The organism is Arthrobacter crystallopoietes, assembly GCF_017603825.1.
In the GTDB taxonomy this organism is placed as follows: Bacteria; Actinomycetota; Actinomycetes; order Actinomycetales; family Micrococcaceae; genus Crystallibacter; species Crystallibacter crystallopoietes_B.
The window spans coordinates 3,194,896-3,219,487 of the sequence record NZ_CP072014.1 but is presented as its reverse complement, the minus strand read 5'-3'; the positions used below and the strand labels follow the sequence as shown (position 1 = coordinate 3,219,487).

Annotated in this window: 21 protein-coding genes; 9 read left to right on the top strand and 12 right to left on the bottom strand. The window is 64.4% G+C overall.

Annotation, left to right across the window (positions count from 1 at the left end; translation table 11 throughout):
* Window positions 1–77: 77 nt before the first annotated feature.
* Window positions 78–1,754 carry a glycoside hydrolase family 13 protein gene (locus J5251_RS14730; RefSeq protein WP_244250682.1) on the bottom strand — a complete coding sequence of 559 codons (1,677 nt, stop codon included), beginning with the start codon at window positions 1,752–1,754 and terminating at the stop codon, window positions 78–80.
* 223 nt (window positions 1,755–1,977) lie between these two features.
* Here J5251_RS14730 and J5251_RS14725 point away from each other — a divergent pair, with 223 nt between their 5' ends.
* Complete coding sequence (locus tag J5251_RS14725) at window positions 1,978–2,463, top strand: hypothetical protein (RefSeq protein WP_208574434.1); 486 nt, start codon at window positions 1,978–1,980, stop codon at window positions 2,461–2,463.
* Between the two features lie 114 nt (window positions 2,464–2,577).
* Here J5251_RS14725 and J5251_RS14720 read toward each other — a convergent pair whose 3' ends face one another.
* From J5251_RS14720 to J5251_RS14700, 5 genes are all read right to left on the bottom strand, one after another.
* Window positions 2,578–3,012 carry a hypothetical protein gene (locus tag J5251_RS14720; protein WP_208574432.1) on the bottom strand — a complete coding sequence of 145 codons (435 nt, stop codon included), beginning with the start codon at window positions 3,010–3,012 and terminating at the stop codon, window positions 2,578–2,580.
* 6 nt (window positions 3,013–3,018) lie between these two features.
* Window positions 3,019–3,219: a DUF6480 family protein gene (locus tag J5251_RS14715; protein WP_431188531.1), complete on the bottom strand. Its 201-nt coding sequence runs from the start codon at window positions 3,217–3,219 to the stop codon at window positions 3,019–3,021.
* Window positions 3,220–3,247: 28 nt separating this feature from the next.
* A complete protein-coding gene (locus J5251_RS14710) occupies window positions 3,248–5,287 on the bottom strand; it encodes a CocE/NonD family hydrolase (protein ID WP_208574430.1) in 2,040 nt (679 codons plus the stop codon).
* Window positions 5,284–6,600: an ATP-grasp domain-containing protein gene (locus J5251_RS14705; RefSeq protein ID WP_208574428.1), complete on the bottom strand. Its 1,317-nt coding sequence runs from the start codon at window positions 6,598–6,600 to the stop codon at window positions 5,284–5,286. The genes J5251_RS14710 and J5251_RS14705 overlap by 4 nt, the downstream gene beginning before the upstream one ends.
* A 69-nt stretch (window positions 6,601–6,669) precedes the next feature.
* Window positions 6,670–7,365: a phosphoribosyltransferase gene (locus J5251_RS14700; protein ID WP_208574426.1), complete on the bottom strand. Its 696-nt coding sequence runs from the start codon at window positions 7,363–7,365 to the stop codon at window positions 6,670–6,672.
* A gap of 251 nt (window positions 7,366–7,616) precedes the next feature.
* Between J5251_RS14700 and J5251_RS14695 the strand changes: the two genes are divergently transcribed.
* From J5251_RS14695 to J5251_RS14685, 3 genes are read left to right on the top strand one after another with little or no spacing between them, the layout of a single operon-like run.
* The gene (locus J5251_RS14695; protein ID WP_208576184.1) at window positions 7,617–8,795 is read left to right on the top strand and encodes a type III polyketide synthase; all 1,179 of its coding nucleotides are present in this window, start codon (window positions 7,617–7,619) and stop codon (window positions 8,793–8,795) included.
* Between the two features lie 18 nt (window positions 8,796–8,813).
* Complete coding sequence (locus J5251_RS14690; RefSeq protein WP_208574424.1) at window positions 8,814–9,515, top strand: class I SAM-dependent methyltransferase; 702 nt, start codon at window positions 8,814–8,816, stop codon at window positions 9,513–9,515.
* The gene (locus J5251_RS14685; protein ID WP_208574423.1) at window positions 9,508–10,674 is read left to right on the top strand and encodes an FAD-dependent oxidoreductase; all 1,167 of its coding nucleotides are present in this window, start codon (window positions 9,508–9,510) and stop codon (window positions 10,672–10,674) included. Before J5251_RS14690 ends, J5251_RS14685 begins: the two co-directional genes overlap by 8 nt.
* On the opposite strand, the gene J5251_RS14680 is transcribed toward J5251_RS14685, so the two are convergent.
* A complete protein-coding gene (locus tag J5251_RS14680; protein WP_208574422.1) occupies window positions 10,671–11,168 on the bottom strand; it encodes a DUF2231 domain-containing protein in 498 nt (165 codons plus the stop codon). The two genes, J5251_RS14685 and J5251_RS14680, sit on opposite strands and share 4 nt — an antisense overlap.
* Window positions 11,169–11,330: 162 nt before the next feature.
* Between J5251_RS14680 and mshA the strand changes: the two genes are divergently transcribed.
* Window positions 11,331–12,563 (top strand): D-inositol-3-phosphate glycosyltransferase, encoded by a 1,233-nt coding sequence (gene mshA / locus J5251_RS14675; protein ID WP_139003565.1) that lies wholly within the window; start codon window positions 11,331–11,333, stop codon window positions 12,561–12,563.
* A gap of 51 nt (window positions 12,564–12,614) precedes the next feature.
* Here mshA and kynU read toward each other — a convergent pair whose 3' ends face one another.
* The 4 genes from kynU to J5251_RS14655 are packed head-to-tail and all read right to left on the bottom strand — an operon-like array spanning window position 12,615 to window position 17,460.
* Window positions 12,615–13,844 carry a kynureninase gene (gene kynU / locus J5251_RS14670; RefSeq protein WP_208574421.1) on the bottom strand — a complete coding sequence of 410 codons (1,230 nt, stop codon included), beginning with the start codon at window positions 13,842–13,844 and terminating at the stop codon, window positions 12,615–12,617.
* Between the two features lie 23 nt (window positions 13,845–13,867).
* Complete coding sequence (locus J5251_RS14665; RefSeq protein WP_208574420.1) at window positions 13,868–14,767, bottom strand: MaoC/PaaZ C-terminal domain-containing protein; 900 nt, start codon at window positions 14,765–14,767, stop codon at window positions 13,868–13,870.
* Window positions 14,764–16,107 carry a 3-oxoacyl-ACP reductase gene (locus tag J5251_RS14660; protein ID WP_208574419.1) on the bottom strand — a complete coding sequence of 448 codons (1,344 nt, stop codon included), beginning with the start codon at window positions 16,105–16,107 and terminating at the stop codon, window positions 14,764–14,766. Before J5251_RS14660 ends, J5251_RS14665 begins: the two co-directional genes overlap by 4 nt.
* A 3-nt stretch (window positions 16,108–16,110) precedes the next feature.
* Window positions 16,111–17,460, bottom strand: a complete 1,350-nt coding sequence (locus tag J5251_RS14655) for an acetyl-CoA C-acetyltransferase (protein ID WP_139003569.1) — start codon at window positions 17,458–17,460, stop codon at window positions 16,111–16,113.
* Window positions 17,461–17,533: 73 nt separating this feature from the next.
* Here J5251_RS14655 and J5251_RS14650 point away from each other — a divergent pair, with 73 nt between their 5' ends.
* Window positions 17,534–18,265 carry a TetR/AcrR family transcriptional regulator gene (locus tag J5251_RS14650; protein WP_208574418.1) on the top strand — a complete coding sequence of 244 codons (732 nt, stop codon included), beginning with the start codon at window positions 17,534–17,536 and terminating at the stop codon, window positions 18,263–18,265.
* 10 nt (window positions 18,266–18,275) lie between these two features.
* The gene (locus tag J5251_RS14645) at window positions 18,276–20,393 is read left to right on the top strand and encodes an acyl-CoA dehydrogenase (RefSeq protein WP_208574416.1); all 2,118 of its coding nucleotides are present in this window, start codon (window positions 18,276–18,278) and stop codon (window positions 20,391–20,393) included.
* A 53-nt stretch (window positions 20,394–20,446) separates the two neighbouring features.
* Here J5251_RS14645 and glgA read toward each other — a convergent pair whose 3' ends face one another.
* Window positions 20,447–21,643, bottom strand: a complete 1,197-nt coding sequence (gene glgA, locus J5251_RS14640) for a glycogen synthase (RefSeq protein WP_208574415.1) — start codon at window positions 21,641–21,643, stop codon at window positions 20,447–20,449.
* A 104-nt stretch (window positions 21,644–21,747) separates the two neighbouring features.
* Between glgA and glgC the strand changes: the two genes are divergently transcribed.
* Both glgC and J5251_RS14630 read left to right on the top strand, forming a co-directional pair.
* Complete coding sequence (gene glgC, locus J5251_RS14635) at window positions 21,748–23,016, top strand: glucose-1-phosphate adenylyltransferase (RefSeq protein ID WP_208574414.1); 1,269 nt, start codon at window positions 21,748–21,750, stop codon at window positions 23,014–23,016.
* 115 nt (window positions 23,017–23,131) lie between these two features.
* Entirely contained in the window at window positions 23,132–24,574 is a 1,443-nt protein-coding gene (locus tag J5251_RS14630) for an SDR family oxidoreductase (RefSeq protein WP_139003574.1), read from the top strand.
* Window positions 24,575–24,592: the final 18 nt, after the last annotated feature.

The window sequence follows — 24,592 nt, the reverse complement described above, 5'->3', positions numbered from 1 at the left end:
CTTCCGATCGGTTGGGTTTACTAAGGATACTTACTGTCTATCACTGACCGTGGAGGATTTGAACCCCTTGGCGGCATTCAGGCCCCCTGAGCCGACCCGGCGAGCCACGCCGTCGTATCCGGGGGCAGCTGACCCGCCGTCAGCTTCGCGCTGCTGATAAGCACCGTGCCGGGTGGCAGGGCCAGCGGCTCGCGGCCAAAATTGGTGATCGACTCCCATTGGCCCGGGCGCCTGAAATGCAGCGCCGATTCGCCGGTCCCGCTGATCCATTCCAAGTCCTCGTAGCTCTGCAGTTGCCCCCGCAGTTTCAGGGCATGCCGGTAGAACTCCAGGGTGGAATCCGCAACGCCGTCCTGCGCTTGGACGGAGAAGCCGCCGAACCAGTCCGGTTGCGGCAAATGGGCTCCATTGGTCCCGAATCCGAAAGATTTCCCTTCCGTTGTCCAGGGCAGCGGGATACGACAGCCGTCCCGGCCCTTGCGCCGATGCCCGGTTCGCTGCCAAATGGGATCCTGCAGGGTGGCCACTGGAAGATCCGGCACCTCGAACAGGCCCAGTTCCTCGCCTTGGTAGAGATAGGCCGACCCCGGCAGGGCAAGCATCAGGAGGGTAGCGGCACGCGCGCGGCGGAGTCCTGCAGTCTGGTCTACCTCAGGTTCGGAACCGTCCGCCATGAGCCAGGCGCCATAGTCCAGACCAGCCGGCAACCCATACCGTGAGGGATGCCGTACGACGTCGTGGTTTGAGAATACCCAGGTTGAGGACGCGCCTGATTCTTCCGCCTGGGACAAGTTGTTGGTGATGATGGAGCGGAACTGGTCCACGTCCCAGTCTGCGCGCAGCAGATCAAAGTTGAAGGCCTGGCCCAGACCTTCAGGACTTGCATACGCCATCCGTCGGGACGCGGGAACCCAGGCCTCCGCCACGGCGGTTCGGGGCGGGTCATACTCGTTGAAGACCTTGCGCCATTCGGCATAGATGTTGTGGACCTCGTCCCGGTCGAAGAGCGGATCCTTGCCGTCCACCGGGGTGAGTTCGTCCGCCACGCTCGGTTTGCTGCGGAGTGGTTCGCTCATGTCCTTGGCTAGTGCATGGGCCACGTCCACCCGGAAGCCATCCACTCCGCGGTCCGACCAGAACCGGAGCGTTTTCAGGAAGTCTTCGCGGATTTCCGGATTCTCCCAGTTCCAGTCCGGCTGTTCCTTGGCGAAGAGATGCAGATACCACTGGCCGGGCTCGCCGGAAGGCTCGGTGATCCGGGTCCAGGCGCTGCCGCCGAAGTGGGACACCCAGTCCGAGGGCGGCTTTCCGCCGTCGTTACCCAGACCATCGCGGAAAATATACCGCTCCCGCTCGGGTGAACCCTTTCCGGCGGCCAGCGCCTGCTGGAACCATTCGTGCTGGTCGGAGGAATGGTTCGGTACGATGTCCGCGATGAGCTTGATCTCTGCGGAATGCAGCCCCGCAACCATTTCATCAAAGTCCTCCAGCGTACCCAGACGTGGATCCACATCCCGGTAGTCGGCCACGTCATAGCCGCCGTCAGCCAGCGGCGACGGGTAGAACGGGCTGAGCCATACGGCGTCGATGCCCAGTGCCGCCAGATAGGGAATTTTGGCGGTGATGCCGCGGATGTCACCCAGGCCGTCGCCATCTGCGTCGGCAAAGCTTCGCGGGTAGATCTGGTAGACGGCCGCCTGCCGCCACCAGTTCGGGTCCGGTTTGGGTTTGAACTGGTCAAAAGTCTCGGTCACGGTCGGTTCATTCCTCTCCTGCCGCGGAAACGGCGGTATCGGCTGAGCGCAAGGGTCCTCTGTCCGGTTCCGGCGACTGCCCCTCTGTCTAGCACCGCGCCATGGCCTTGTCGAGGTGGAGCAGTATCGTTCGCCCATATTTGCTGACAAACGGGCAGCCGCCTTACTAAAATGGAATGCTCTAGTCAATTAGTTTCTGCGGGGCCTGCAGGAAGGACACACGATGAAAGACCCGATACCCGGCGGCTCCCTTCAGTACGTATTGCTGCCCCAGAAGTTCGGCCGGCACCAGACCGCGGTCACGGAATTCACCGTGCTGTGCGTAGAGATCTGGAGCACCGGCATCGTGGTCAACATGCAACTGCCGCCCGCCAACGGTTCGCAGCCTCCGCAGCCAAGGATTGCCGTTCAGGACCACTTCGGCACCGAGTATTCGCTGGAAAGCAGCGCAAGCATCGGTTCCCGCCACCTGCAGGTCTTTACGCCGTCGGTTCCCGCCGGAACCAGGAGCCTGACCATTACGTCAAGGGACGACGACGACGCCCGCTTTGTGGTGGCGCTGGCCGTTCCGGCGGGCAACTTCCGCGGTGGCCGGCTCAAAGTAGGCCATATTCACCTGGCCGGATTGCCCGATCTGCCGTCGCCGGTACAGCGGCAGCCGGACATGCAGCAGGGGCCCGATCTGACGGAGCATAGGGAAGCTGGCTGATACCTCGGCCGTCCGCCCGATACTGTCAGCTGCTCTACTCCTGACAGCCTGCGGCCGGGCAGCCGACGGGCTGCCCGGCCGCAGCGTTCCGGCCAGTGTGCCGGCATCAGCCGCTCAGGAGTGGCCTAGATTCTCCTCGGGATCTGTGCCGGTGGCAGGGCCGTCCGGGAGCGCACCGCCTTCGCCTGCCCACTCTCCGCCCGGACGGTCATCCATCGCAGGGTCGGATGAGACATCCCGCATTGTTTCCGGCCGCCCCGCTGCAGCAGCTCCGGCATCCGCGGCGCCGGAGCCGGCAACACCGGTTCGCGCCGAAGAAGCACCGGCGTTGCTGTTCCACGCATTACCGGACGACGCGCGGCGTCCTGCCCGCGAGCTCGTTGACGACCCGTTCCGCACTGGATCATTTTGGCGTGTGTTCCTGGAAATGTTGCTGGTCCACAACTCCTGTGCGGCGTCCCTCAGCTGCTCGTAACTGCCACGGCCCGCTCGTGAGCCGAGGACGAACCCGACTGCGAGCCCGGCTCCCAATATAAGTTTGTTTTTCATTGCCTGCTACTCCTCATGGCCTTGGTCCGAACTCATCTGGTCCTCTGCTGGTGGAGTTTCTCCCGGCGGGACCCCACCGCCCGGTTCCAGACCGGTGATGTTCTCCGTCTCCGGATCGGGGTTCACCCCGTCAGCTTTCTCCTGCGAGGACCGGTCCTCTTGCACCGCCGGCTCCACATTCGGAACATTGCTTTCCTGCTTCTCCATATTGCTCATGATCCTGCCCTTCGTCGTCCTAAACCAGGTCTCTGGGGATAGCGCGCTGCCAGTTCTCCGAGTAGACCCGGGGATCGCCGCGCTGGCTGTCGAGTTCATAGGCGTCAAGCTGTGCGCTGATGTGGAAGTCCGTCGGTGTTGACGTCAACACCGTCCGGGTCACTATTTCCACCCTCCAGTCGTCGCGCTCGAAGCGCCGGACCGTCCGGGTTTCGCCGCGTACGGAATTGACCTCGTTCCAGCGGAAGCTGTACCACTCATTGGTGCTGCGCCGAACTATGGTGTCCGTTTCGTCGATCCGGAAGCTGCCTTGGTCGTTGGCCACTTCCAACGTCGACACATTCGTGACGAGATCGCGGGAGACCCGCCAGTGGTGCTCGCCTGGCGTCAACGGCGTAATTTCCAAGTCCGGCGCCGCTTCGGGCTCGCCGAATTCCCGGAGGGCGGCGTCCTCCGGCCGCGGGGGGCGGACCGGCAGGGTGAGCGTGCTTGCGCCGGTCGTCAGCGTCACCATGGCTGCCTCCGGCGACGGCCAGGCCAAGGGCCAGTAGGACGTGGATACAGACAGCCGGAGCCGGTGGCCGGCAGGGATCGTCTGGGCGATACCGTTTAGGTCGATCTCCACGCGGTATTTGCGTCCCGGTTCCAGCGGCTGCGGGTTCTCACTGCCGTCGCGGTGGGTCAGGTTGAGCAGGCCATAGGTGAACCGGGTGGCTTCGCCGTTCGGCGCCACGTCGGACAGCCGTACCGCAAGCATCGCGACCGGCTTGTCAGCGGAGACTTCGAAGCTGACCGAGGGCAGCCCGAAGATCTCCATCGTTTCCTGCAGGGGATCCGTCTCGTAGACGAGTGCTCCACCGTCTTCCTCGCGCTGGTCGAACGGAAGATCAGGGGTGGCGGCGTACGAGGCCCATTTGCCGGCGAACATACCCACGCTCAAGGGCGATTGCAGCGTGACGTCATGGCCCGGTTCGTCCCTGGCGTCACCTTGCTCGATGCCATGGCGGCGCAGATGGTAGCGGCGGTGTTCGATGGCCGGCGAGGGCCAGCTGTCCTCGGCGACCCAGCGGCCGGGACGGTCTGCGTAGGACGGCTCGGGAGAGATGCTGTCCTGCATCCAGGCACGCAGCATCGGCTCTTCCATCAGGCCGGTGTCCTTGCCCTTGAGCCAATGGTCCCACCACCGCACTACTTCCTGGAGGAAGCCGATGGCCGGGCCGGGAACGCCGGTATGGGGATATTTGTGTCCCCACGGACCGATCAGGCCCTTGCGCGGCACCTCCAGGTTCTCCATCAAGCGGAAGATGGCGTTCGTGTAGCCGTCGGCCCAACCGCCTACCGCCATCACCGGGACCTGGATATCGCTGTAGTCTTCGCAGACCGAGGCAGGTTTCCAGTAATCGTCGCGGCGCTGGTGTTCGAGCCAGGTTTCAAGCCAAAGCCCGCTGCCGGCAAGGCGTTCGTGCCACATGTCGCGCCAGCGGTCCCCCACTATGGCGGGATCCGGCGGCAGCGAGTTGAAGGCGAACATGACGGTGGCCTCCGACAAGTTGTCCGCCAGCAGACAGCCGCCCATGTAGTGCATGTTGTCCACATACAGGTCATCGGTCGCCGAGGCACTGATGATGGCTTTCAACGCCGGTGGTCTGCGGGCGGCAATCTGCAGGCTGTTGAAACCACCCCACGAAATGCCCATCATGCCTACGTTGCCGTCGCACCACTGCTGTTCCGCGAGCCAGGCGATGACGTCCTCAGCGTCCTCGTGTTCCTGTGGCCGGTATTCATCTACGATGACGCCGTCGGAGTCGCCGCTACCGCGCATATCCACGCGGACCGCGACGTAACCGTGGCCGGCAATGTAGGGGTGGTTCATGGCGTCGCGGCCACGCGTGCTGTCCCGCTTACGGTACGGCAGGTATTCCAGCACGGCGGGAACGGGAAGCTCCTCGGCGTCCACCGGCAGCCAAATCCGGGCCGCTAGCTGGGCGCCGTCGCGCATGGGAATGAAGGTGTTTTCGATGACCCGGACTTCGTGGGGAAATTCGGTGATGGTCTTCATGCAGCTCCCTCCTGGTTGACAGGCTGATCTACCGGCGCAAACTCAAACGGCAACTCGGACAGGATGGCGTTGTACCGTTCCACCAACTGATCACGGTTGTCCGCACCGATGTAGAGCTTGCCCAAGATGTAGCGGTAGCTGTCCTGGCCCGGCAGTTCCGAGAGCTTCTCCCCTTCCTTGACCTGAAGTGTCACGGTAGTTTCCGGATAGCGTTCCCGGATGGCGGCCTTATCTTCGGCGCTGGGTACGCGTGTAACTACGGCATCCTCGTCGTGGAAGATCATGCACTGTGATGCGACGGCAAAGTTCCCCTTCCGGTACGGCATCTTCGGCTCGCGATCCAGCGCAATGTCAATAGCTACTTCGTGATTGGAGACTCCGTCCACCTTCGCAAAGAGGTCACTGTGGGACTGTGAGATACGCGTGTTGACTTCCACGAGCCAAAGCTTGTCCTCGGCTTCGTCCCACATGAATTCGGCATTGAAGCAGCCGTTGTCAAAACCGACATGGTGCATGTAGCGCTCGGTGAGGTCAATCATGCGCTGCTGCACGCTTTCCGGGACGCTGTTGGCAGGATAATCAAGGCGTTCGAAGCTCGTTCCGGCTTCGTCTTTGTGCATGTCGAAAACACCATGGACCTGGAATTTTCCGCCGAACATCGTTCCCTCAGGGGCGGCCTGGGTGCCGGAAATGAACCCCTCAGCCAGACAGGTGTTGCCGTCCGCGTTCCTTAGCTCCGGCGGCAGGTCGACCATGGCGAGTACGTCGTTGAACGCGTCCCCAATCTGTTCTATCTGGTCGCGGATTTCCTGGACCGCTTCGTTGAACTGCTCCTCGTTCTGGATCTCGAAGCCGAGGTTTGAGGAGTGGGACTTCACGGGCTTGACCCAGAACGGGTACTCGATGTCGATCTTCGACAGAGCGTCATCGTCGAACGGGTCAAAAGAGGCGAATTGCGGTACGCATTCGGGTATCGAGGCTTTTTGCTCGAGCCGGCTCCAGTACTTGTGCTCGCACTTAAGCAGGCTCTCCAGCGAGGGTGCAGGCAGTCCGTTTTCCTTCGCCAGCAACGGCCCGATCACGCTGGCCGGGAAATCCCAGTGCGTCACGATGGCATCTACAGGCCCATCGAATTCCTGCAATTCGCTCCGCGCCTTGGCCAGCAGTCCCTCGAAATCGATTTCCGGGGTGTTTACCACGCTCTCGTAGTCGAGCAGGTTGCGGAATACGTAGTTTTCGGCACCGTTGACAGTTTCCAGTTCCCCCCGCTGAACATCAGTCAGTGCAAGTACGAATACATTCTTGGCTGTCATTGTGCCGTCCCTTCTCCGTTGGCGGGCGAGGTTGCCCGCCGCGGTCTATGGTTCCCCCCAACGATCTGCTCAGCCGGCTTGCGCCGGCCGCTGGTTTTGCGCGAGCAGGTTGATGACTTCGGCGTCATCCACCTGGTCAAAACGGTCATAGGCTTGGCCGACGGCGACCAGATCCTGCGGATTCCAAGGGCACACCACCTCATCGGCGATGCGGCCCACATCCCTACAGGTACCGCTGAGGCCAACCGGAACGGCAGCCACGATTCGCGCCGGCGATAGTTTCCGCAGAACGGTGATCGCCGCCCGCATGGTGGCACCGGTAGCCAGTCCGTCGTCCACCACGATCAGCGTGAGGCCGGCAACATCCAGCGGTGGCCTGCCCGCGCGGTAAACCCGCTCCCTGCGGTCCAGTTCCATGCGCTCCTTTGCAGCAACTTGGTCAAACGCACTGGAGTCGCCGTAGCGTTTGGCGAACTTGGCCAGCACGTCTTCATTGCGCACGGTATCAATGGAACCGGCCGCCGAAGCCATCGCTCCCATGGCCACCTCCTGATGACCCGGAACGCCGATCTTGCGGACCAGGACTACGTCCAGCGGCGCCTTGAGGCTTTCGGCGATGACAGCGGCTACGGGGACGCCGCCCCGAGGCAAACCGAGTACCAGAACATCCGGGCGGCCACTATAGGAGTCCAGTTCCGAGGCGAGCGTTCTGCCGGCGTCCTGCCGGTCGGCATAGCGCTCCCAGCGGTTCCGGTTGGTAGTCATTGCACTTCCCATCCCTGGCAGTTGGTTCCGTTACCCATGCCGGCGGTTGTTCAGTTCGTGGCGTTTCCTCCACCGTATGACCGATACCCGAGGGTGACAAGGAGCTTGCTGAAGGTGTGATTGGCGCCATGGGCTGCGGGGTCACGCCCAGTTGGACCAGCGGGGACCGTACCAACAGCGTCGCCGGCCTGCGGGTGGCTGATCGGCTTCAAGCCATTGTTTTCCTGACCGGCCTCCTCTATGAAGGAACTATGCCGGTCACCATGAGGTCCCTTGAAACCGCCGTTCCCGAGACCATTCTGGTCCAGTCCCAGGTGCGCGACGTCTTCGCCGCCCAGCCGGGCCTGACCCGGCTGGGCCAGAGGCTGGTGGGCACATCCTTTGACTACTCAGGTATCGAGAGGCGCTACACGGCGGTAGAAGAACTGACGCTGGAGCGGCGCTCGGAGACACCGGTCTTTTTCGATCCGGAGAGCCGGCTCATCCTGAGCCCCAGTACGAAGGTCCGCAACGACAAGTTTGCTGATGCAGCCACTCCGCTGTTCATCGAGGCAGCGTCCAAAGCCCTGGCCGCCTGCCCGGAGATCACTGCTGGCGACGTGACCCACGTAATTACGGTTTCCTGCACGGGGTTTTTCAACCCCGGACCGGACTACAAGGTGGTGCGGGCGCTCGGGCTCAGCCCCGCCGTCCAGCGCTACCATCTGGGCTTCATGGGCTGTTACGCCGCTTTTCCTGCTCTGCGCGCCGCGAAATCATTCTGCGAGGCCGATCCGGACGCGGTTGTCCTCGTGGTGACTGCGGAACTGTGCACGCTGCACGTACGCACTTCCAATGACCCCGACACCATCATGGGTTCGTCCCTGTTCGCCGACGGCGCCGCCGCGGCGGTTGTCACCGCCCGGGACCTGCCGTCGTCGTCCCCTGGTATTGTGCTCGATCATTTCGAGACGGTGCTGACCCCTGTCGGCGAGGAATCCATGGCTTGGAACATTGGCGATGAGGGCTTCGAGATGGTGCTGGGCACCTATGTGCCGCACATCATCGACGAGCATATCGTCGGGGCGCTGGAACCCTTGCTGGCCCGCGACGACACCGTGAATGGCCGGCCCTACGAGGCGATTCAGCATTGGGCCATCCACCCCGGGGGACGCAGCATCCTGGACAAGGTGGAAGCCAAACTGCAGCTGCGCGAAGACCAGCTGGTCCCGGCCCGGGAGACCTTGCGCGACTACGGCAATATGTCCAGTGCCACCGTGATGTTCGTGCTTAAGCACATTATGGACGCACCGTTCGCCGGAGACGACGAACGGATCTGCTCGATGGCCTTCGGCCCCGGGCTCACCGTTGAGACCGGCCTGTTCACCAAGAGCGGCGCGCCGACGCTCACGAGGTCGCGGGCAGCGGCCAGCGCGCCGGCAATTGTCTAGGCACGGCGGGCAGCAGCAGTGGGTTTTCTGGCCGAGCGGGCGGTCGATGCCGTCGAGGAGATGGATCGGCCTGACTGCGACGAGCGGAAGCTGGCGCGTACCTACCGGCAGTTTCCGCTCATTAACTGGGCAGTGTCGGGTTGGCAAGGCGTCTACCGGCGGCAGCTGCGCCCGTTGCTGAGACCGGACGGTCCCAACACCTTGCTGGATATTGGCTCGGGGGGCGGCGACATTCCGCGGGCCATCGCCAAGTGGGCCGCCCGCGACGGCATCCCGCTGGAGATCACGGCGATTGACCCGGATGAGCGGGCCCACGCGTTCGCCCTCTCCCGGCCTAAGGTGGAAAACCTGGTGTTCCGCCGCGCGCTCGGTTCGGAATTGGTGGCACAGGGACGCACTTTCGACCTGGTGACGTCCAACCACCTACTCCACCACCTGGATGCCGCCCAACTGCCGGCCCTGCTGTCTGACTCGCAGCAGTTGTGCCGCCGCGCCGCCATGCACAACGATATTCGCCGCAGCCCGCTGGCCTACGCGCTCTTTTCCGTAGGGACGCTGCCGTTCTTCCCCGGTTCCTACATCCGCAGGGACGGACTGACTTCCATCCGCCGCAGCTACACCTTCAGCGAACTACAACAGCTCGCGCCGCCACGCTGGACGGTCAGCACCAAGAGGCCCTTCCACCATCTGCTCACCTATAGGCCGCAGAGCGATGCATGACGTCGCTATTGTGGGCGCCGGGCCGGTAGGGCTGCTGCTCGGGATTCTGCTCCGACGGGGCGGCCTCGACGTCGTTATTCTTGAGCAGCGCAGGCAGCGGAGTGCTCACTCGCGGGCGATCGGGATCCACCCGCCCGCACTCGCCATCCTGGCCAAAGCCGGGGTGGCCGAAGAGCTGATTGCCTCCGGTGTACGGATCAGGGACGGAGTGGCACGCCGAAGCGGCCGCGACATCGCTGTTCTGGACTTCGGGTGCGTGCCCGGACCGCATCCGTATGTGCTCGCAGTGCCCCAGGTCATCACGGAACGGATCCTGGAGCAGCAGCTGCGCGCGCTCGGCGGCAGGGTTCATTACGGCAGGACGGCCCAAAGGATTGACGACGGCGGGGGCCGGGTCATGCTGGAAGTCAGCACCTGCGGAGGGACAACCGGCAACGCCGGCGGCGCCGCCGACCGGGGACCGGTGGAGGTCTGTGCCCGGCTGGCCGTGGCGGCCGATGGCGCCCGTTCCACCATCAGGGACCTTCTACAGGTTCCCGTGGCAAGGCGGTGCTATCCCGATACCTACCTGATGGGCGACTTCGCAGACACTACCTCCGACGGAGCCACCGCCGTTCTCTACCTGGAGCCGGACGGCATCGTCGAGTCCTTTCCACTGCCCGGCGGCATCCGCCGCTGGGTGGTCAGAACCCCTGCTCTGGATCCTCGGCCGCAGCCGGATCGGCTGGCCGATCTGATCTCCGGGCGCACCGGTAGGAGCGTGGACGTCGCCACAAACTCAATGCTCAGCTCGTTCGCCGTGCGCTCGCGGAGAGTCCGCCGGATGGTCCACGGCCGCGTTGCCCTGATCGGGGACGCCGCCCATGAAATCAGCCCGATTGGCGGACAGGGCATGAACCTGGGGTGGCTGGATGCTGCCGCGCTTGCGCCGATCATCTGCGCGGCGCTTCGAGGGCAGGACACCGGTGAACAATTGCGCATGTTTGACCGCAGCCGGCGCGCCGCTGCGGCCACGGCTGGATGGCAGGCCCATCTGAATATGGCGCTTGGCCGGCCGCTTCGGCCAGCGGTGCTGGACGCCCGGAACAGCCTGCTGCTGCCCGCCCTGGCTATCCCCGGCGCAGCCGCAATGGTGGCCCGCCGGTTTACCATGCACTAGCCCTCGCTGTAACTGCCCTGCCAGACGGCCCGGGCCCCGGATTCGCCCACCTGGACAATCATGACCGTGGCCCCCACGCACACGGCTGCAATCACCAGCACGGCCAGGGCAGCAAGTACCCGGGTACCCGCCGCGCCGAGCTTGCGGCGGATGCCGGCCGCCGTCGTCGTGCCGTAGCGGAACCACAGCCATTGGCCCAGGGCGGCCACAAAGATACCGATCACCCAGGGCAGCATCATTTCGCCCAGCTGTTGGTGCTCCTGCACGAGCGGTGTGACATCGATCCGCGTGAGCAGCCATTCCCCGGCCTGCTGCGTGATCGGTACCAGCACCAGGGCGGCAAGGGCGATCAGCGGGGTCACGATGCCAAGCCTTCGACGTGCGGTTGGCCAGACCAGGCTCAGAATGGTGCACAACGCTGCAACCGGAATCACGATGACCGTGGCATGGACCAACAGAACGTGCATCGGCAGCCCATTGACCTCGTACTCCATGACGGTGTTCCCCCTTAACTCCGATGGCTCTCGTCGCCGCGGCAGGCTGTGACGTTTCATCGACGCGAATGCGTTTACTGATCCAGACGCGTGCGGACGGCAGAAGGTTCAGCACCGACTAAAGTTGATGCTACGTCCGCCAGCACTGAGGGAAGGAAGCCCATGCGCCCCCTGCGCCGAATTGCGGTTCTTTCCCTCCATACCTCGCCGCTGGCCGTGCCCGGCGGCGGTGACGCGGGAGGCATGAACGTTTATGTCCGGGCAGTCTCCCGGGAACTGATCGCGATGGGCGCCCAGGTGGATGTCTTCACCCGCTCCACGGTGGAGGATCAGGAGCCGGTCGAGTATCCGCGGCCCGGGGCGCGCGTCATCCACCTGCCCGGTGCCCCCGCGGACAGCGTGGCGAAGGAGGAACTCCCCCGCCTGCTGCCGCGGCTGGAGGCAGAACTGCGCAGGTTCACCTCCGCCGACAACACCGGCGCCTACGATGTCATCCATTCCCACTACTGGCTCTCCGGCGCCGTGGGGCTTCAGCTGCAGCGCGATTGGCGGGTGCCCTTGGTGCATTCGATGCACACCTTGGCCAAGGTCAAGAACCGACACTTGCAGTCCGGCGAATCCCCGGAGCCGCAAATCAGGATAACCGGTGAACAGGACGTCGCTGACGGGGCGGCCCGCCTCATCGCCAACACGCTCACCGAGGCCGGCGAGCTCAAGGAGCTGTACGGGACCGCCGGAGACAAGATCGATGTGGTTCCGCCCGGGGTGGATCTGTCGAACTTCACGCCGGAAGGCCGGGACGAGGCGCGGCGCAGCGCAGGTATCGCCCCGGACGTTTTCCACATTTGCTTCGCCGGGCGGATCCAGGCCCTGAAGGGACCACACGTATTGGTCAACGCGGCGGCCCGGCTCAAGGAGCTTTGCCCGGATATACGCCTGCAGATCACCGTCATCGGTGAAGCCAGCGGTGCAAGCAAACTGGAACTGGAACCGCTGGTCCACCAGCTGGGCCTGGAGGAGACGGTCCGGCTGCTGCCGCCGGTAGGTGCTGCGGAACTGGCCGAACACTTCCGCAGCGCCGACGTGGTGGCTGTGCCCTCCTACAGCGAGTCTTTCGGCCTCGTGGCGCTGGAGGCACAGGCCTGCGGCACGCCCGTGGTCGCCACCAACGTCGGCGGCCTGCCCTCGGCGGTCAGCCACGGCGTTACCGGGCTGCTCGTGGACGGGCATGCGGCACAGGACTGGGCCTCGGCCCTGCGCGAGCTGCACGAGTACCCGGACTTCCGCCACCGGTTGGGGGTCAGTGCGGCGATCCATGCTGCTGCCTTCGGCTGGGAACAGACCGCTGCCTTAACCGCCCACTCCTACCAGCATGCGGTTGATCACTTCGCGTAGCGCCGCCGCCATTCCGCTCCTGTCCGCCGGGCCGCCGGCTGGCAGCCGCGGTCAGCCGAGCGCGAGTTCCGCCTGGATCGCTGCCACCCCGACATAGACCTCTTCGAAACTGGTGGACAAGGGCGACAGCCCCAGCCGCAGGCCGTCGGGTTCACGGAAGTCCGGAATGATTCCCTGGTCCCAGAGCCTGCCCACCAGCTTCTTGAACGAAGGATGGTCGATGGTGATATGGCTGCCGCGCTGCGCTGGATCCCGGGGCGAGGAAATAACGACGCCGTAGCCCGCCAGCAGCTCCTCCGTCACCTCGACGGCAAATTCCGTCAGGGCCACGGACTTGGCACGGACATTCTGGATTCCTGCGGTGCCGATCAGGTCCACCATGTCCTGGATGGCCGTCATGCCGATGATCGGCGGCGTTCCGCTGGCGAACCGGCCGATGCCCGGGGCGGGCTCATAGCCCTGCCCCATCTCGAAGGGCTCGGCGCTGCCGATCCACCCTTGGATCGGCTGGCGGAAATGCTGATGCTCGGCCCTGACATAGGCCCAGGCCGGGGCGCCGGGACCGCCGTTGAGGTACTTGTAACTGCATCCGACGGCGAGGTCCACGCCCCAGGCGTCCAGCTCAACCGGAACGACACCAACGGAATGGCACAGATCCCACAAGACCAGGGCCCCGGCGTCGTGCACTGCCTGGGTAATGGCGGGCATGTCGGCCAGATACCCGGACCGGTAGGCCACGTGGCTGAGCAGCACCAGTGCCGTGTCCGGACCTACCACCGACCGGACGAGTTCGGCGTCAACGCCGCCATCCTGCGGTGCCTCGAGCCAGTCCAGTTCGAGTCCGCATTCGTCCGCGATGCCCTCCACAATGAATCTGTCGGACGGAAAATTATCGCGGTCAATGATAATCCTGTTGCGTCCGGGGCGGGCCTGGATTGCTGCCCGGGCCAGCTTGTACAAGAGCACCGTGGTGGAATCCGCGACGATGCACTGGCCCGGCGCAGCACCCAGTGCCACCCGGCCCAGTTCGTCCCCGATGCTTTTCGGCAACTGGAGCCAGGTCTCGTCCCAGCCGCGGATCAGACGGCCGCCCCACTGATGCACCATCAGTTCCTGGACCCGTTCCACGCTGGCCTGGAGCGGGCGTCCCAGAGAGTTGCCGTCCAGGTACGAGCGGACCGTGTCGTCGTCGTGCCCCACAAAGCAGGCCCGGAACGGCGCCAACCGGTCCGCTGCGTCCAGCTGGCGGGCACGCTCCAGGAATCGGTGGTCTTCAGTCATGGTGCCAAGCATACTTCCGCGGCTCAGAGGGCGCGGACGCTGCCGCTGAAGTGCTTGCGGTGGCTGCGCTCGCCCCAGCCGGTGAAGTCCGCAGAGTCCCACCGGCCGGCCGCTTCGTGGTCCTCGATCCGCAGGGCAACCGTGGCCGGCAGGAACACGGGCGCGGCGAACTCGATGTCCCAGGCGAACGGCTCCGCTGCGACGGCCTCGACACTGTTGATGACCCGGGCGGCCAAATACATACCATGCGCGATTGAACGTTTAAGGCCGAGGATCTTGGCGGACAGTGCGCTCAGGTGGATCGGGTTGAAGTCGCCGGAGACGGCGGCATACTCCCGTCCCGCTTCCGGGCCAAGGCGCCATTTTGCCGTCGGTTGGGGCGGCACGAAGTCTTGCCGTTCGGGGCGGCTCGTCTTGTCCAGCCCGGGCAGGTACAGTCCCTTGGCCAGGTAGGTGGACGTCCCCTCCCAGACATTCTCCCCCGCTGCCTGGACATCGACACGCACGTCCAGGCAGGTGCCCGCATGATGACCGGCCAGGTTTTCCGCCCAGGCCGTGACCGTCAGAGGTTCGCTGAAGTCGATGCTGCGCAGGTGCCGAACCCGGTTGCCCAAGTGGACCATGCCCAGCAGCGGGAGCGGGAAATCCGGACGCGTCAGCACACTCATGACTACCGGGAACGCCACCGAGTGGACGAACACAGAAGGCAGGGTGTCCCGCACCGTGCCGTGCAATAGGTGCTGGAACGTGGTGACGTGCTCCAGGCTGACCTGCACGTCCGCGACGGTGTGCTGCACGTGGGGCAGTGCATGGCTCCGTTCCAGTGAACCCAGCTTGGTCCTCGCAGCCGTTGAGAGGGCGCTGACATACAGCTTGGACAGGGACGGCAGCTCCGGGAGCGCAATGGTTTCGCGGGTGCTCATGCGCCCACCAAGCTCTGGCCGCAGACCCGCAGGGTCTGTCCGTTAATGCCGCCGGCCGCATCGCTGACCAGGAAGGCAATCGTCTCGGCGACGTCGAGCGGAAGTCCGCCCTGCTGCAGTGACGGCAGAGCTCGGCGTGCGATTTCCCGGGTCGCCATGGGTATCCTCGCCGTCATCTCCGTTTCGATGAAGCCGGGAGCGACGGCGTTGATGGAACCGCCGCGTTCGGCGAAGGCCCCCGCGGAGGCGGCAACCATCCCAATAACCCCGGCTTTGGAAGCCGCGTAATTGGTCTGCCCGCGGTTGCCGGCGATGCCACTGGTCGAGGCAAGCGAGACCACGCGCGGAGCTTGCGGGAACAGCTCGGAGGCCAGCAGGACCTCGTTGATCCGCAGCTGGGAGGCGATGTTGACGCTCATCACCGAATTCCATTTGGCTGCATCCATGTTCGCCAGCAGTTTGTCCCGGGTAATGCCGGCATTGTGGACCACGATGTCCAGCCTTCCGTAGCGACTGCGGGCGTGTTCAAGGATTTTTTGCCCGGCGGCTTCATCGGTGATATCGAGCTGCAGCGCCGTTCCGCCGGTTTCGTTGGATACCTTTGCCAGTTGCTCGCCGGCGGCCGGTACATCCACGCAGATAACCCGGGCGCCGTCGCGGTGCAGGACCTTGGCTATGGCAGCGCCAATGCCACGGGCTGCACCGGTGACAACGGCGACCCGCCCCGCCAGCGGCCGGTCGAAGTCCGCCGGCAGCTCCCCCTGTGGCGACCCGACGAGCAGGAACTGGCCATCAACGTAGGCGCTGCGTCCGGACAGGAAGAAGCGCAGCGCCGCCAAGGCGCTGAGGGCCTTGGCATCCACGCCGTCGTCGAGCAGGATGCCGTTGCCGGTGGCGCCGCCGCGCAGTTCATGCGCGAGGGAGCGCAGCGCACCTTGGATCCCCTGCCGGGCGGCGGCCAGTGCCGGGGAACCCGCAGCGGACGCCGGGCGGGAAATGGTCACGACGCGCCCGCCCGGGAGAAGGCTCCGCAGCGAGGAGCCGACGGCCAGCATCGGTTCGGCAAGGTCCTCCGGACCGGATACCTCGTCCAGCATGGCGATGATCGCCCCCAGCTTTTCCTCGGGCCGGGCGTGCCGGCGCACATCGAGTCCCCACACCAGCAGTTCCGTGGCCAGCGCCTCGGTACCGGCGCTGCTGCCGATCAGGAGCACGGGTCCGGGAACCAGTGGCTGGCCCGGGTGGTAGCGCCGCAGGATGGCCGGCCGTGGCAGGCCAAGCTTCTTCGCAATGCTCTTGGACAGTCCGTTGTTGACAAATGTCAGGTAGGAATCCGACATGGCTTAGCGGGCCTCCAGAATGGCGACTACGCCTTGGCCGCCTGCTGCGCAGACCGAGATCAATCCGCGTCCGCGGTTGCCTTCTGTTACCGCCTTTTCGTGGAGCAGCTTGGCCAGCGTCGCTACGATCCGTCCCCCAGTAGCGGCGAAGGGATGACCGGCCGCGAGCGATGAGCCGTTGACGTTGAGTTTGCTGCGGTCGATGGCACCGAGCGCTTTATCCAGCCCGAGCTTGTTGCGGCAGAATTCTTCGCTCTCCCACGCCGCCAGGTGGCTCAGTACGGTGCCGGCAAATGCTTCGTGAATTTCAAAGTAGTCGAAGTCCTCGAAGGTGAGGTTGTTCCGCGCCAGCAACCGCGGGACGGCGTAGGCCGGTGCCATCAGCAGCCCTTCCTTGCCGTGCACGAAGTCGACGGCTGCCGCTTCCGAGTCGACTATGTCTGCGAGCATGGGCAGATCGTGCGCGCGGGCGTAGTCTTCCGAACCGATTAGTACGGTCGACGCACCGTCGGTCAGCGGCGTGGAGTTTCCCGCGGTCATGGTCGCCTTTTCACCAAGGCTCTTGCCAAATACCGGCCCCAGCTTGCCGAGCTTCTCGAGTGAGGTGTCGGCGCGAAGATTCGCATCGCGGGTGAGGCCGTGGTACGGGGTGACCAGATCGTCGAAGAAGCCGCGGTCGTAGGCAGCGGCCAGGTTCCTATGGCTCGCCAGGGCCAGTTCGTCCTGTGCTTCCCGGGAGATGTTCCAGGCAGCGGTGGTCAGGGCCTGGTGCTCCCCCATCGACAGCCCGGTACGAGGTTCGGCCGTCCCCGGGGCATTGGGCGCCAGGTCCTTCGGCCTGAGTTTGGCCACGGCGGTGAGCTTCTGCTGCAGCGTCTTCGCGCGGTTCAGCTCCAGCAGCACAGCGCGCAGTCCCTCGCTGACTGCAATCGGCGCATCTGAGGCGGAGTCCACACCGCCCGCGATTCCCGATTCGATCTGGCCCAGTTTGATCTTGTTCGCCAGTCCCATAACCGTTTCCAGTCCCGTAGCGCAGGCCTGCTGCAGATCGTAAACGGGCGTCTCCGGCGACAGCGCAGAGCCGAGCACGGCTTCGCGGGTGAGGTTAAAGTCCCGGGAATGCTTGAGCACCGCCCCGGCGGCGACTTCGCCGATGCGTTCGTCCTGCAGGCCGAAACGGGCGACCAGGCCGTCGAGGGCTGCGGTGAGCATGTCCTGATTGCTGGCTTTGGTGTAGGCGCCATTGGCGCGGGCGAAGGGGATACGGTTTCCACCGATGACTACCGCCTTGCGGATTCCCGCACCAGCGGTGGAGTCAGTGGAAGCGGCGGACACATCGGGTGAAGCAGCCATGGGCGTTCTCCTCGGAGCTCGGTGGAAAATCGGGTAGTTACTGCTACCTAGCGTACCTGATACGCTGAGTATCGTGAATACAGCTCTTGCGCCCGGACAACCTGCGGCAGATGGACGATCGGCGCGGTGGGATGCCCACCGGGCTACCCGGCGCCGTGAGCTCATCAGGGCCGCCCGGCAGGCTGTACACCGGCTGGGCCCGGATGCCTCGATGGAAGAGATCGCCGCGGCAGCAGGCACCTCGAAACCCGTCTTCTACCGCTATTTCGGTGATAAGGCGGGTCTCCAGCGCGCGGTCGGCGAAGTGGTGATCGGACGCATGCAGATCAAACTGCAGGAAGCGGCGGAAACCGCAACAACGGCCCGCGAAGGGCTACGTGCGATGGTCTCGGTCTACCTGCAAATGGCAGAATCATCACCCCATGTCTATGCGTTTGTTACCAGGCCCGGCGGAGCCGAAACCTCTGCGGTGACGGGAATGGAGCCGGAGGTTGCCGGTGGCGCAGCGGTCCTGAGCCACTTCTTCGCCGCCGTGACAGCCATGATGGAGGCTCCGTTCCGTGCCCACCTCACAGCCGGCAAGAGCACCGAAGCCCAGCTCAAAGCCGCCGCATACTGGCCTCCCGCCGCCATCGGCATGGTCCGCGCGGCCGGTGAACATTGGCTCGGAGCACCCGAAGGCGACGATAAGCCCAGCAGGGAGCAAATGACCGAGCAGCTCACCGGTTGGCTCTTTGACGGCATCGCCCAGATCACGTCGAAGGCCGGCGGCAGCACTAGCAACAAGAACAAAACCACCAGCTGAAGGATCAAGGATGACCCAAGTGACAGTCACCAGCACAAGCGCCCCCGAACTCCCGGAAGACGGCATCACGGCCCCGGCCGCCGTTGATGTTGCTGCGCTGGGCAGCCATCTGCTCGGCAACTGGGCGGACATCCGCCGGCAAGCACGCGAGCTGGCCGGCCGCCCCGAGGTCCAGGGCATTGACGGGCTGACCATGACCGAACATCGGGAACGGGTATCCGGTCAGCTCAAATACCTTGTGGACAGCGGGGCGGTCCACCGCGCGTTCCCGAAATACCTCGGCGGAGAAGACAACCACGGCGGCAACATCGCAGGCTTCGAAGAGCTCGTGGTGGCGGATCCGTCCTTGCAGATCAAGGCCGGTGTTCAATGGGGGCTCTTCGGGTCAGCCGTGCTCCACCTAGGCACTAAGGAACACCACGACAAGTGGTTGCCGGGGATCATGAACATGGACATTCGGGGCGCCTTCGCGATGACGGAAACGGGACATGGCTCCGACGTCGCCAGCATCGGCACCACAGCGACATACGATTCGCAGAGCGAGGAGTTCGTGCTGCACACACCGTTCCGGGCAGCGTGGAAAGACTACCTGGGCAACGCGGCTAAGGACGGGCTTGCCGCCGTCGTTTTTGCGCAGCTGATCACCCGCGGGGTAGACCACGGTGTGCATGCCTTCTTTGTTCCCATCCGCGACGAACAGCGGAACTTCCTGCCCGGCGTCGGCGGTGAGGATGATGGCCTTAAGGGCGGCTTGAACGGCATCGACAACGGCCGTCTGCATTTTGACCACGTCCGTATCCCCCGCACCAACCTGCTCAACCGCTATGGGGACGTCGCCGCAGACGGCACCTACAGCTCCTCCATTGCCAGCCCGGGCCGGCGCTTCTTCACAATGCTGGGCACGCTGGTGCAGGGCCGGGTATCGCTCGACGGTGCCGCCGTAGCCGCAGCCAAGGTAGCGCTGTCCATCGCGATCAAGTATGCCAACGAGCGGCGACAATTCAACGGGGCTTCGGACACTGTCGAAGAAGTGCTGATGGACTACCAGCGCCATCAGCGTCGTCTGCTGCCGCTGCTCGCGACGACGTATGCAGCGTCCTTCGCCCACGAGGAACTGCTCGAACAGTTCGACGGCGTCTTTTCGGGAACCCACGACACCGACGAAGACAGGCAGGACCTGGAGACGTTGGCCGCGGCCCTCAAATCCTTGAGTACCTGGCACGCCCTTGACACTATTCAGGAGTGCCGCGAGGCCTGCGGCGGCGCCGGATTCCTCGCCGAGAACCGGCTCCCGTCGCTGCATGCGGATCTGGATGTCTACGCGACCTTCGAGGGGGACAACAACGTCCTGCTGCAGCTGGTCGCGAAGCGTTTGCTGTCGGACTATGCCAAGGAATTCCGCCATGCGGACTTCGGCGTGATGGCCCGCTGGGTGGCCCACAAGGCCGCAGACGCCACGCTGCATAGGACCGGCCTGCGGCAGGTCGCCCAGACCTTTGTGGACAGCGGCTCGGAGAAGAAGTCCGCCAATTACCTCAAGGATGAAAACACCCAGCGCCAATTGCTTACCGAGCGGGTGTCCGCGATGGTCAAGGAGGCGGGTAACGCTTTGCGCAGCACCAGCAGATTGCCGCAGGCCGAAGCCGCAGCGTTGTTCAATGAACACCAGAACGAGCTCATCGAGGCGGCGCGCGCGCATGCGGAGCTGCTGCAGTGGGAGGCCTTCACCCGGGCACTACCCGGCATCGAGGACCGGGACACCCGCCAGGTCCTTACCTGGGTCCGTGACCTCTTCGGGCTGGGTCTGGTGGAGAAAAACCTGGGCTGGTACCTGATGAACGGCCGGCTCTCCGCACAGCGCGCCCGGACGCTCGGGGACTACATCAACAGGCTGCTTGCCCGTCTTCGCCCGTTCTCGCTGGACCTGGTGGATGCCTTTGGCTACGGCCCGGAGCACCTTCGCGCGAGCATCGCCTCCGGTGCGGAAAGCATGCGCCAGGAAGAAGCCATGGCCTATGCACGTACACGCCGTGCCAGCGGAGAGGCTCCCGTGGATGAGAAAATCCTGATCGCCCGGCAGAAGGCGGCGGACAAGCGGGACAAACGCCAGGCAACGGCCGGGAGCTGACCTAATGCTCAGCCCCGCCGACCAAGGCTGCCGGCTCGGCGGGGCTGAGCACGCTACTTCAGTACGCTGCGGTAGACATCAAGCGTGGTCTCCGCGATGGAGTGCCAAGAGAAATGCTCTTCCGCCCGGCGGCGCCCGGCCTCGCCCTGCTTCCGGGCGCGGACCGGGTCGCTGACCGTCTCGGTCAATGCTGCCGCGAAATCCTGCACGAACTTTTCCGGATCCAGCGGCGTTCCCGTACCGTCCTGGACCTGTTCCAGCGGGACCAGCGTTCCGGTGACGCCGTGCTCGACAACCTCCGGAATGCCTCCTGTGGCGCTCGCGACGACTGCCGCACCGCAGGCCATGGCTTCGAGGTTAACGATGCCCAGGGGTTCATAGATGGACGGGCAGGCAAAGGCCGTCGCATGGCTGAGCACCTGGATAAGCTCGTTCCGGGGGAGCATCCGCTCAATCAGCACCACGCCGTCGCGTTCCGTGCGCAGGTCTTCGATCAGGGCGTTGACCTCGGCACCGAGTTCCGGGGTATCGGCCGCGCCAGCGCAGAGCACAACCTGCACCTCGGGCGGCAGCAGCTTGGCCGCACGCAGCAGGTACGGCACGCCCTTTTGGCGCGTTATCCGGCCCACGAACACCACGCTGGGACGGGATGGATCAATACCCAGGGCGCGAACGGCGTCGTCGTTTTCATCCCGCTGCCACAGTTCGACATCGATGCCGTTGTGGACGACCTTCACCTTGTCCGGGTCCACATTGGGGTAACTGCGCAGGATGTCGTTCCGCATTCCGGCGGACACCGCGATGATCGCCGCCGCAGCCTCATAAGCAGTCTTCTCAACCCAGGAAGAAACCGCATAGCCGCCGCCGAGCTGCTCGGCCTTCCACGGGCGCAGCGGCTCGAGTGAATGCGCGCTTAACACGTGCGGAATGTTGTGCAACAGGCTGGCCAGATGTCCGCCCATATTGGCGTACCAAGTGTGTGAGTGGACCAGGTCGGCGCCCTCGATACCCGCGAGCATTTCGAGGTCAACTCCAAGGGTCTGGACCGCGGGGTTGGCCTCGTTCAGGGACACCGGAACAGCATAGCTGCGCACCGTCGCCCCGTGGAAGTCGGCGGGGCGGTCAGCCCCGAAGGCGTGGACGCGCAGATCCACTTTGTCTGCCAGCACACGGCTGAGCTCGGCCACATGAACACCGGCGCCGCCATAGATGGCAGGGGGGAATTCCTTCGTCACAATATCTATCCGCACGAAACCTAACGTAGTGCACCCGCAGGTTCTCCTCTAGTCTGAAGTCGTGGGGGACTTCATAGTTGGTTCACGGACGAACTAAGCGACTGAACGGGGAAGATGCAATGCCACAGAAGAAAGTTCTCGCCGTAGTCTTAGCAGGCGGCGAGGGCAAACGGTTGATGCCATTGACGGCAGACAGGGCAAAACCGGCCGTGCCGTTTGCCGGCAGCTACCGGTTGATCGATTTCGCGCTGTCCAACCTGGTGAATTCGGAGTACCGGAAGATTGTGGTGCTGACCCAGTACAAATCGCACAGTCTTGACCGGCACATCTCCGAGACCTGGCGGATGGCAACCCAGCTGGGCAACTACGTGGCATCCGTGCCGGCGCAGCAGCGCCGCGGCAAGAGCTGGTTCCTGGGCAGTGCCAACGCCATCTACCAGTCGCTGAACCTGATCCATGACGAAAACCCGGACATCGTCGTCGTCATCGGCGCGGACCACGTGTACCGGATGGACTTCTCCCAGATGGTTGAGGACCATATTGCCAGTGGCGCACCGGCATCCGTCGCCGCTGTCCGCCAGCCGCTGCGGCTCGCTGACCAGTTCGGCGTGATCGAAACAGACCCGCAGGCGCCGACTCGGATCAAGGCCTTTGTCGAAAAGCCCGCCAGCACCCCGGGCCTGCCGGATGATCCGGACAGTTTCCTGGCGTCCATGGGCAACTACGTGTTCAACACCGACGCATTGCTGGCTGCCTTGGAAGCGGATGCCGAACGGCTGGACACCAACCACGATATGGGCGGGGACATCATCCCGTATTTCGTGAACCGCGGTGAGGCTGCCGTCTACGACTTCACGGCCAATGACGTGCCCGGTTCGACGGCTGCCGACCAGCAGTACTGGCGCGACGTCGGAACGCTGGATTCCTACTACGACGCGCACATGGATCTGATCAGCCCGCTTCCGGCGTTCAACCTGTACAACCTTGAGTGGCCCATCTACACCCGGCAGTCCGTCTCTCCGCCGGCCAAGCTGGTCCGTGGTGTCAGCGGCGCCGCCGGTACCGCGCTTGATTCGATCCTGTCCCAGGGCGTTGTGGTCTCCGGCGCGCAGGTTTCCGGGTCGGTTCTCGCCACGGATGTCTTCGTGGCCGAACGGGCGGAGATCTCGGACAGTGTCCTGATGTCCAAGGTTTCCATCGGTGAGGGTGCCGTGGTCCGCCGCGCCATTCTGGACAAGAATGTACGCGTGCCTGCCGGGGCCACGATCGGCGTGGATGCCGAGCTTGACCGGGCGCGCGGCTTTACCGTGACCGACTCGGGATTGACCGTATTGAGCAAGGGCCAGGAGGTGCTGCTCCAGAAGCCGTCACCGGTGGCCACGCCTTAGGCACACCCTTGTCCCCCGGGTTCAACGATGGCGCCCGGGGGGCAGTAAACTTGGCAAGGCCCGGTATCGATGCGGGCCTTCCCCAGCCAAGTCTTCCGGAGTGAAACAGCACCACATGAGCAAGCCAGACCTGACCCCGGAAGAAATCGCCGCGTGCGTGAAAGTGCTCGAACAGATCCATGTCCTGGATGAGGACCATCCGGACTATGTGGCAGTGCGCCGCGCCACCGGGAAGATGTTCAAGTCCGTCAAGCGGCACCGCAAGATCCAAAAGCGCGACGCCGTTGCTGCCGCCGACCGGGAGGTCATGTCGCGGACTGCTACCGCGGCCGAGGACCGGATCGACGACGAAACCCAGGGGCTGCAGCTGACCTCCTCTGCCCGGGGCGATGTCGCGGGGCACCTGATCCGGCCGCGGAACTGCTACATCTGCAAGCAGCCGTACACCCAGGTGGACGCCTTTTACCACCAGCTCTGCCCCGAGTGCGCCGCATTCAGCCACGGCAAGCGGGAAGCGCGGGCCGACCTGCACGGCAAACGTGCCCTGCTGACCGGCGGCCGCGCCAAAATCGGCATGTACATCGCCCTGCGGCTGCTGCGCGACGGTGCCCACACCACGATCACGACCCGTTTCCCCAAGGACGCGGCGCGCCGCTTCATGGCGCTGGAAGACAGCGCGGACTGGATCCACCGGCTGCGCATTGTCGGGATCGATCTACGCGATCCGGCACAGGTCATCGCCCTGGCCGATTCCGTCGCCGAAGCGGGCCCGCTGGACATCCTGATCAACAATGCCGCCCAGACCGTTCGCCGCTCCCCCAACGCCTACCGTCCTCTCGTGGACGCCGAATCGGAGCCGCTGTCTGCCGGGGCCGGTGCTGTCCCCGAACTGGTGACCTTCGGCCACGCCCATGACAAGCATCCGATCGCCTTGGCGGGGTCGGTTTCCTCCCATCCCGTGCTCGCGGCGGACGAGATCACGGCCTTGGCGCTGACCGCCCGTTCCGCGACGCCGGACCGGATCAGCAACGGAACAGCGATCGACGCCGGTGGACTGGTGCCGGACATCACGCACATTAACAGCTGGACGCAGGTTGTGGACCAGGTGGATCCGCTTGAAATGCTCGAGGTCCAGCTGTGCAACGTGACTGCGCCGTTCTTGCTGGTCAGCCGGCTGCGACCTGCCATGGCCGCCTCGTCCGCGCGGCGGAAGTACATCGTGAACGTGTCCGCCATGGAAGGCCAGTTCTCGCGCCGCTACAAGGGGCCAGGCCATCCACACACCAATATGGCCAAGGCATCATTGAATATGCTCACCCGGACCAGCGCCGAAGAAATGTTCACTGAGGACGGCATCCTGATGACTGCCGTGGACACCGGCTGGATTACCGATGAGCGGCCGCACCATACCAAGATGCGGCTGGCCGACGAGGGCTTCCACGCCCCGCTGGATCTCGTCGACGGTGCGGCCCGTGTTTACGATCCCGTGGTCCAAGGGGAGGAAGGCGTTGATCTCTACGGCTGCTTCCTGAAGGATTACAAGCCGTCACCGTGGTAGATCCGGGAACAGCCCTAC

Excerpts from the sequence above, each read along its gene's own strand:
- J5251_RS14725 (WP_208574434.1), top strand. The coding sequence starts at position 1,978 with ATGAAAGACCCGATACCCGGCGGCTCCCTTCAGTACGTATTGCTGCCC.
- J5251_RS14720 (WP_208574432.1), bottom strand. The coding sequence starts at position 3,012 with ATGAAAAACAAACTTATATTGGGAGCCGGGCTCGCAGTCGGGTTCGTC.
- J5251_RS14715 (WP_431188531.1), bottom strand. The coding sequence starts at position 3,219 with ATGGAGAAGCAGGAAAGCAATGTTCCGAATGTGGAGCCGGCGGTGCAA.
- J5251_RS14710 (WP_208574430.1), bottom strand. The coding sequence starts at position 5,287 with ATGAAGACCATCACCGAATTTCCCCACGAAGTCCGGGTCATCGAAAAC.
- J5251_RS14705 (WP_208574428.1), bottom strand. The coding sequence starts at position 6,600 with ATGACAGCCAAGAATGTATTCGTACTTGCACTGACTGATGTTCAGCGG.
- J5251_RS14700 (WP_208574426.1), bottom strand. The coding sequence starts at position 7,365 with ATGACTACCAACCGGAACCGCTGGGAGCGCTATGCCGACCGGCAGGAC.
- J5251_RS14695 (WP_208576184.1), top strand. The coding sequence starts at position 7,617 with ATGCCGGTCACCATGAGGTCCCTTGAAACCGCCGTTCCCGAGACCATT.
- J5251_RS14685 (WP_208574423.1), top strand. The coding sequence starts at position 9,508 with ATGCATGACGTCGCTATTGTGGGCGCCGGGCCGGTAGGGCTGCTGCTC.
- J5251_RS14680 (WP_208574422.1), bottom strand. The coding sequence starts at position 11,168 with ATGGAGTACGAGGTCAATGGGCTGCCGATGCACGTTCTGTTGGTCCAT.
- mshA (WP_139003565.1), top strand. The coding sequence starts at position 11,331 with ATGCGCCCCCTGCGCCGAATTGCGGTTCTTTCCCTCCATACCTCGCCG.
- kynU (WP_208574421.1), bottom strand. The coding sequence starts at position 13,844 with ATGACTGAAGACCACCGATTCCTGGAGCGTGCCCGCCAGCTGGACGCA.
- J5251_RS14665 (WP_208574420.1), bottom strand. The coding sequence starts at position 14,767 with ATGAGCACCCGCGAAACCATTGCGCTCCCGGAGCTGCCGTCCCTGTCC.
- J5251_RS14660 (WP_208574419.1), bottom strand. The coding sequence starts at position 16,107 with ATGTCGGATTCCTACCTGACATTTGTCAACAACGGACTGTCCAAGAGC.
- J5251_RS14655 (WP_139003569.1), bottom strand. The coding sequence starts at position 17,460 with ATGGCTGCTTCACCCGATGTGTCCGCCGCTTCCACTGACTCCACCGCT.
- J5251_RS14645 (WP_208574416.1), top strand. The coding sequence starts at position 18,276 with ATGACCCAAGTGACAGTCACCAGCACAAGCGCCCCCGAACTCCCGGAA.
- glgC (WP_208574414.1), top strand. The coding sequence starts at position 21,748 with ATGCCACAGAAGAAAGTTCTCGCCGTAGTCTTAGCAGGCGGCGAGGGC.
- J5251_RS14630 (WP_139003574.1), top strand. The coding sequence starts at position 23,132 with ATGAGCAAGCCAGACCTGACCCCGGAAGAAATCGCCGCGTGCGTGAAA.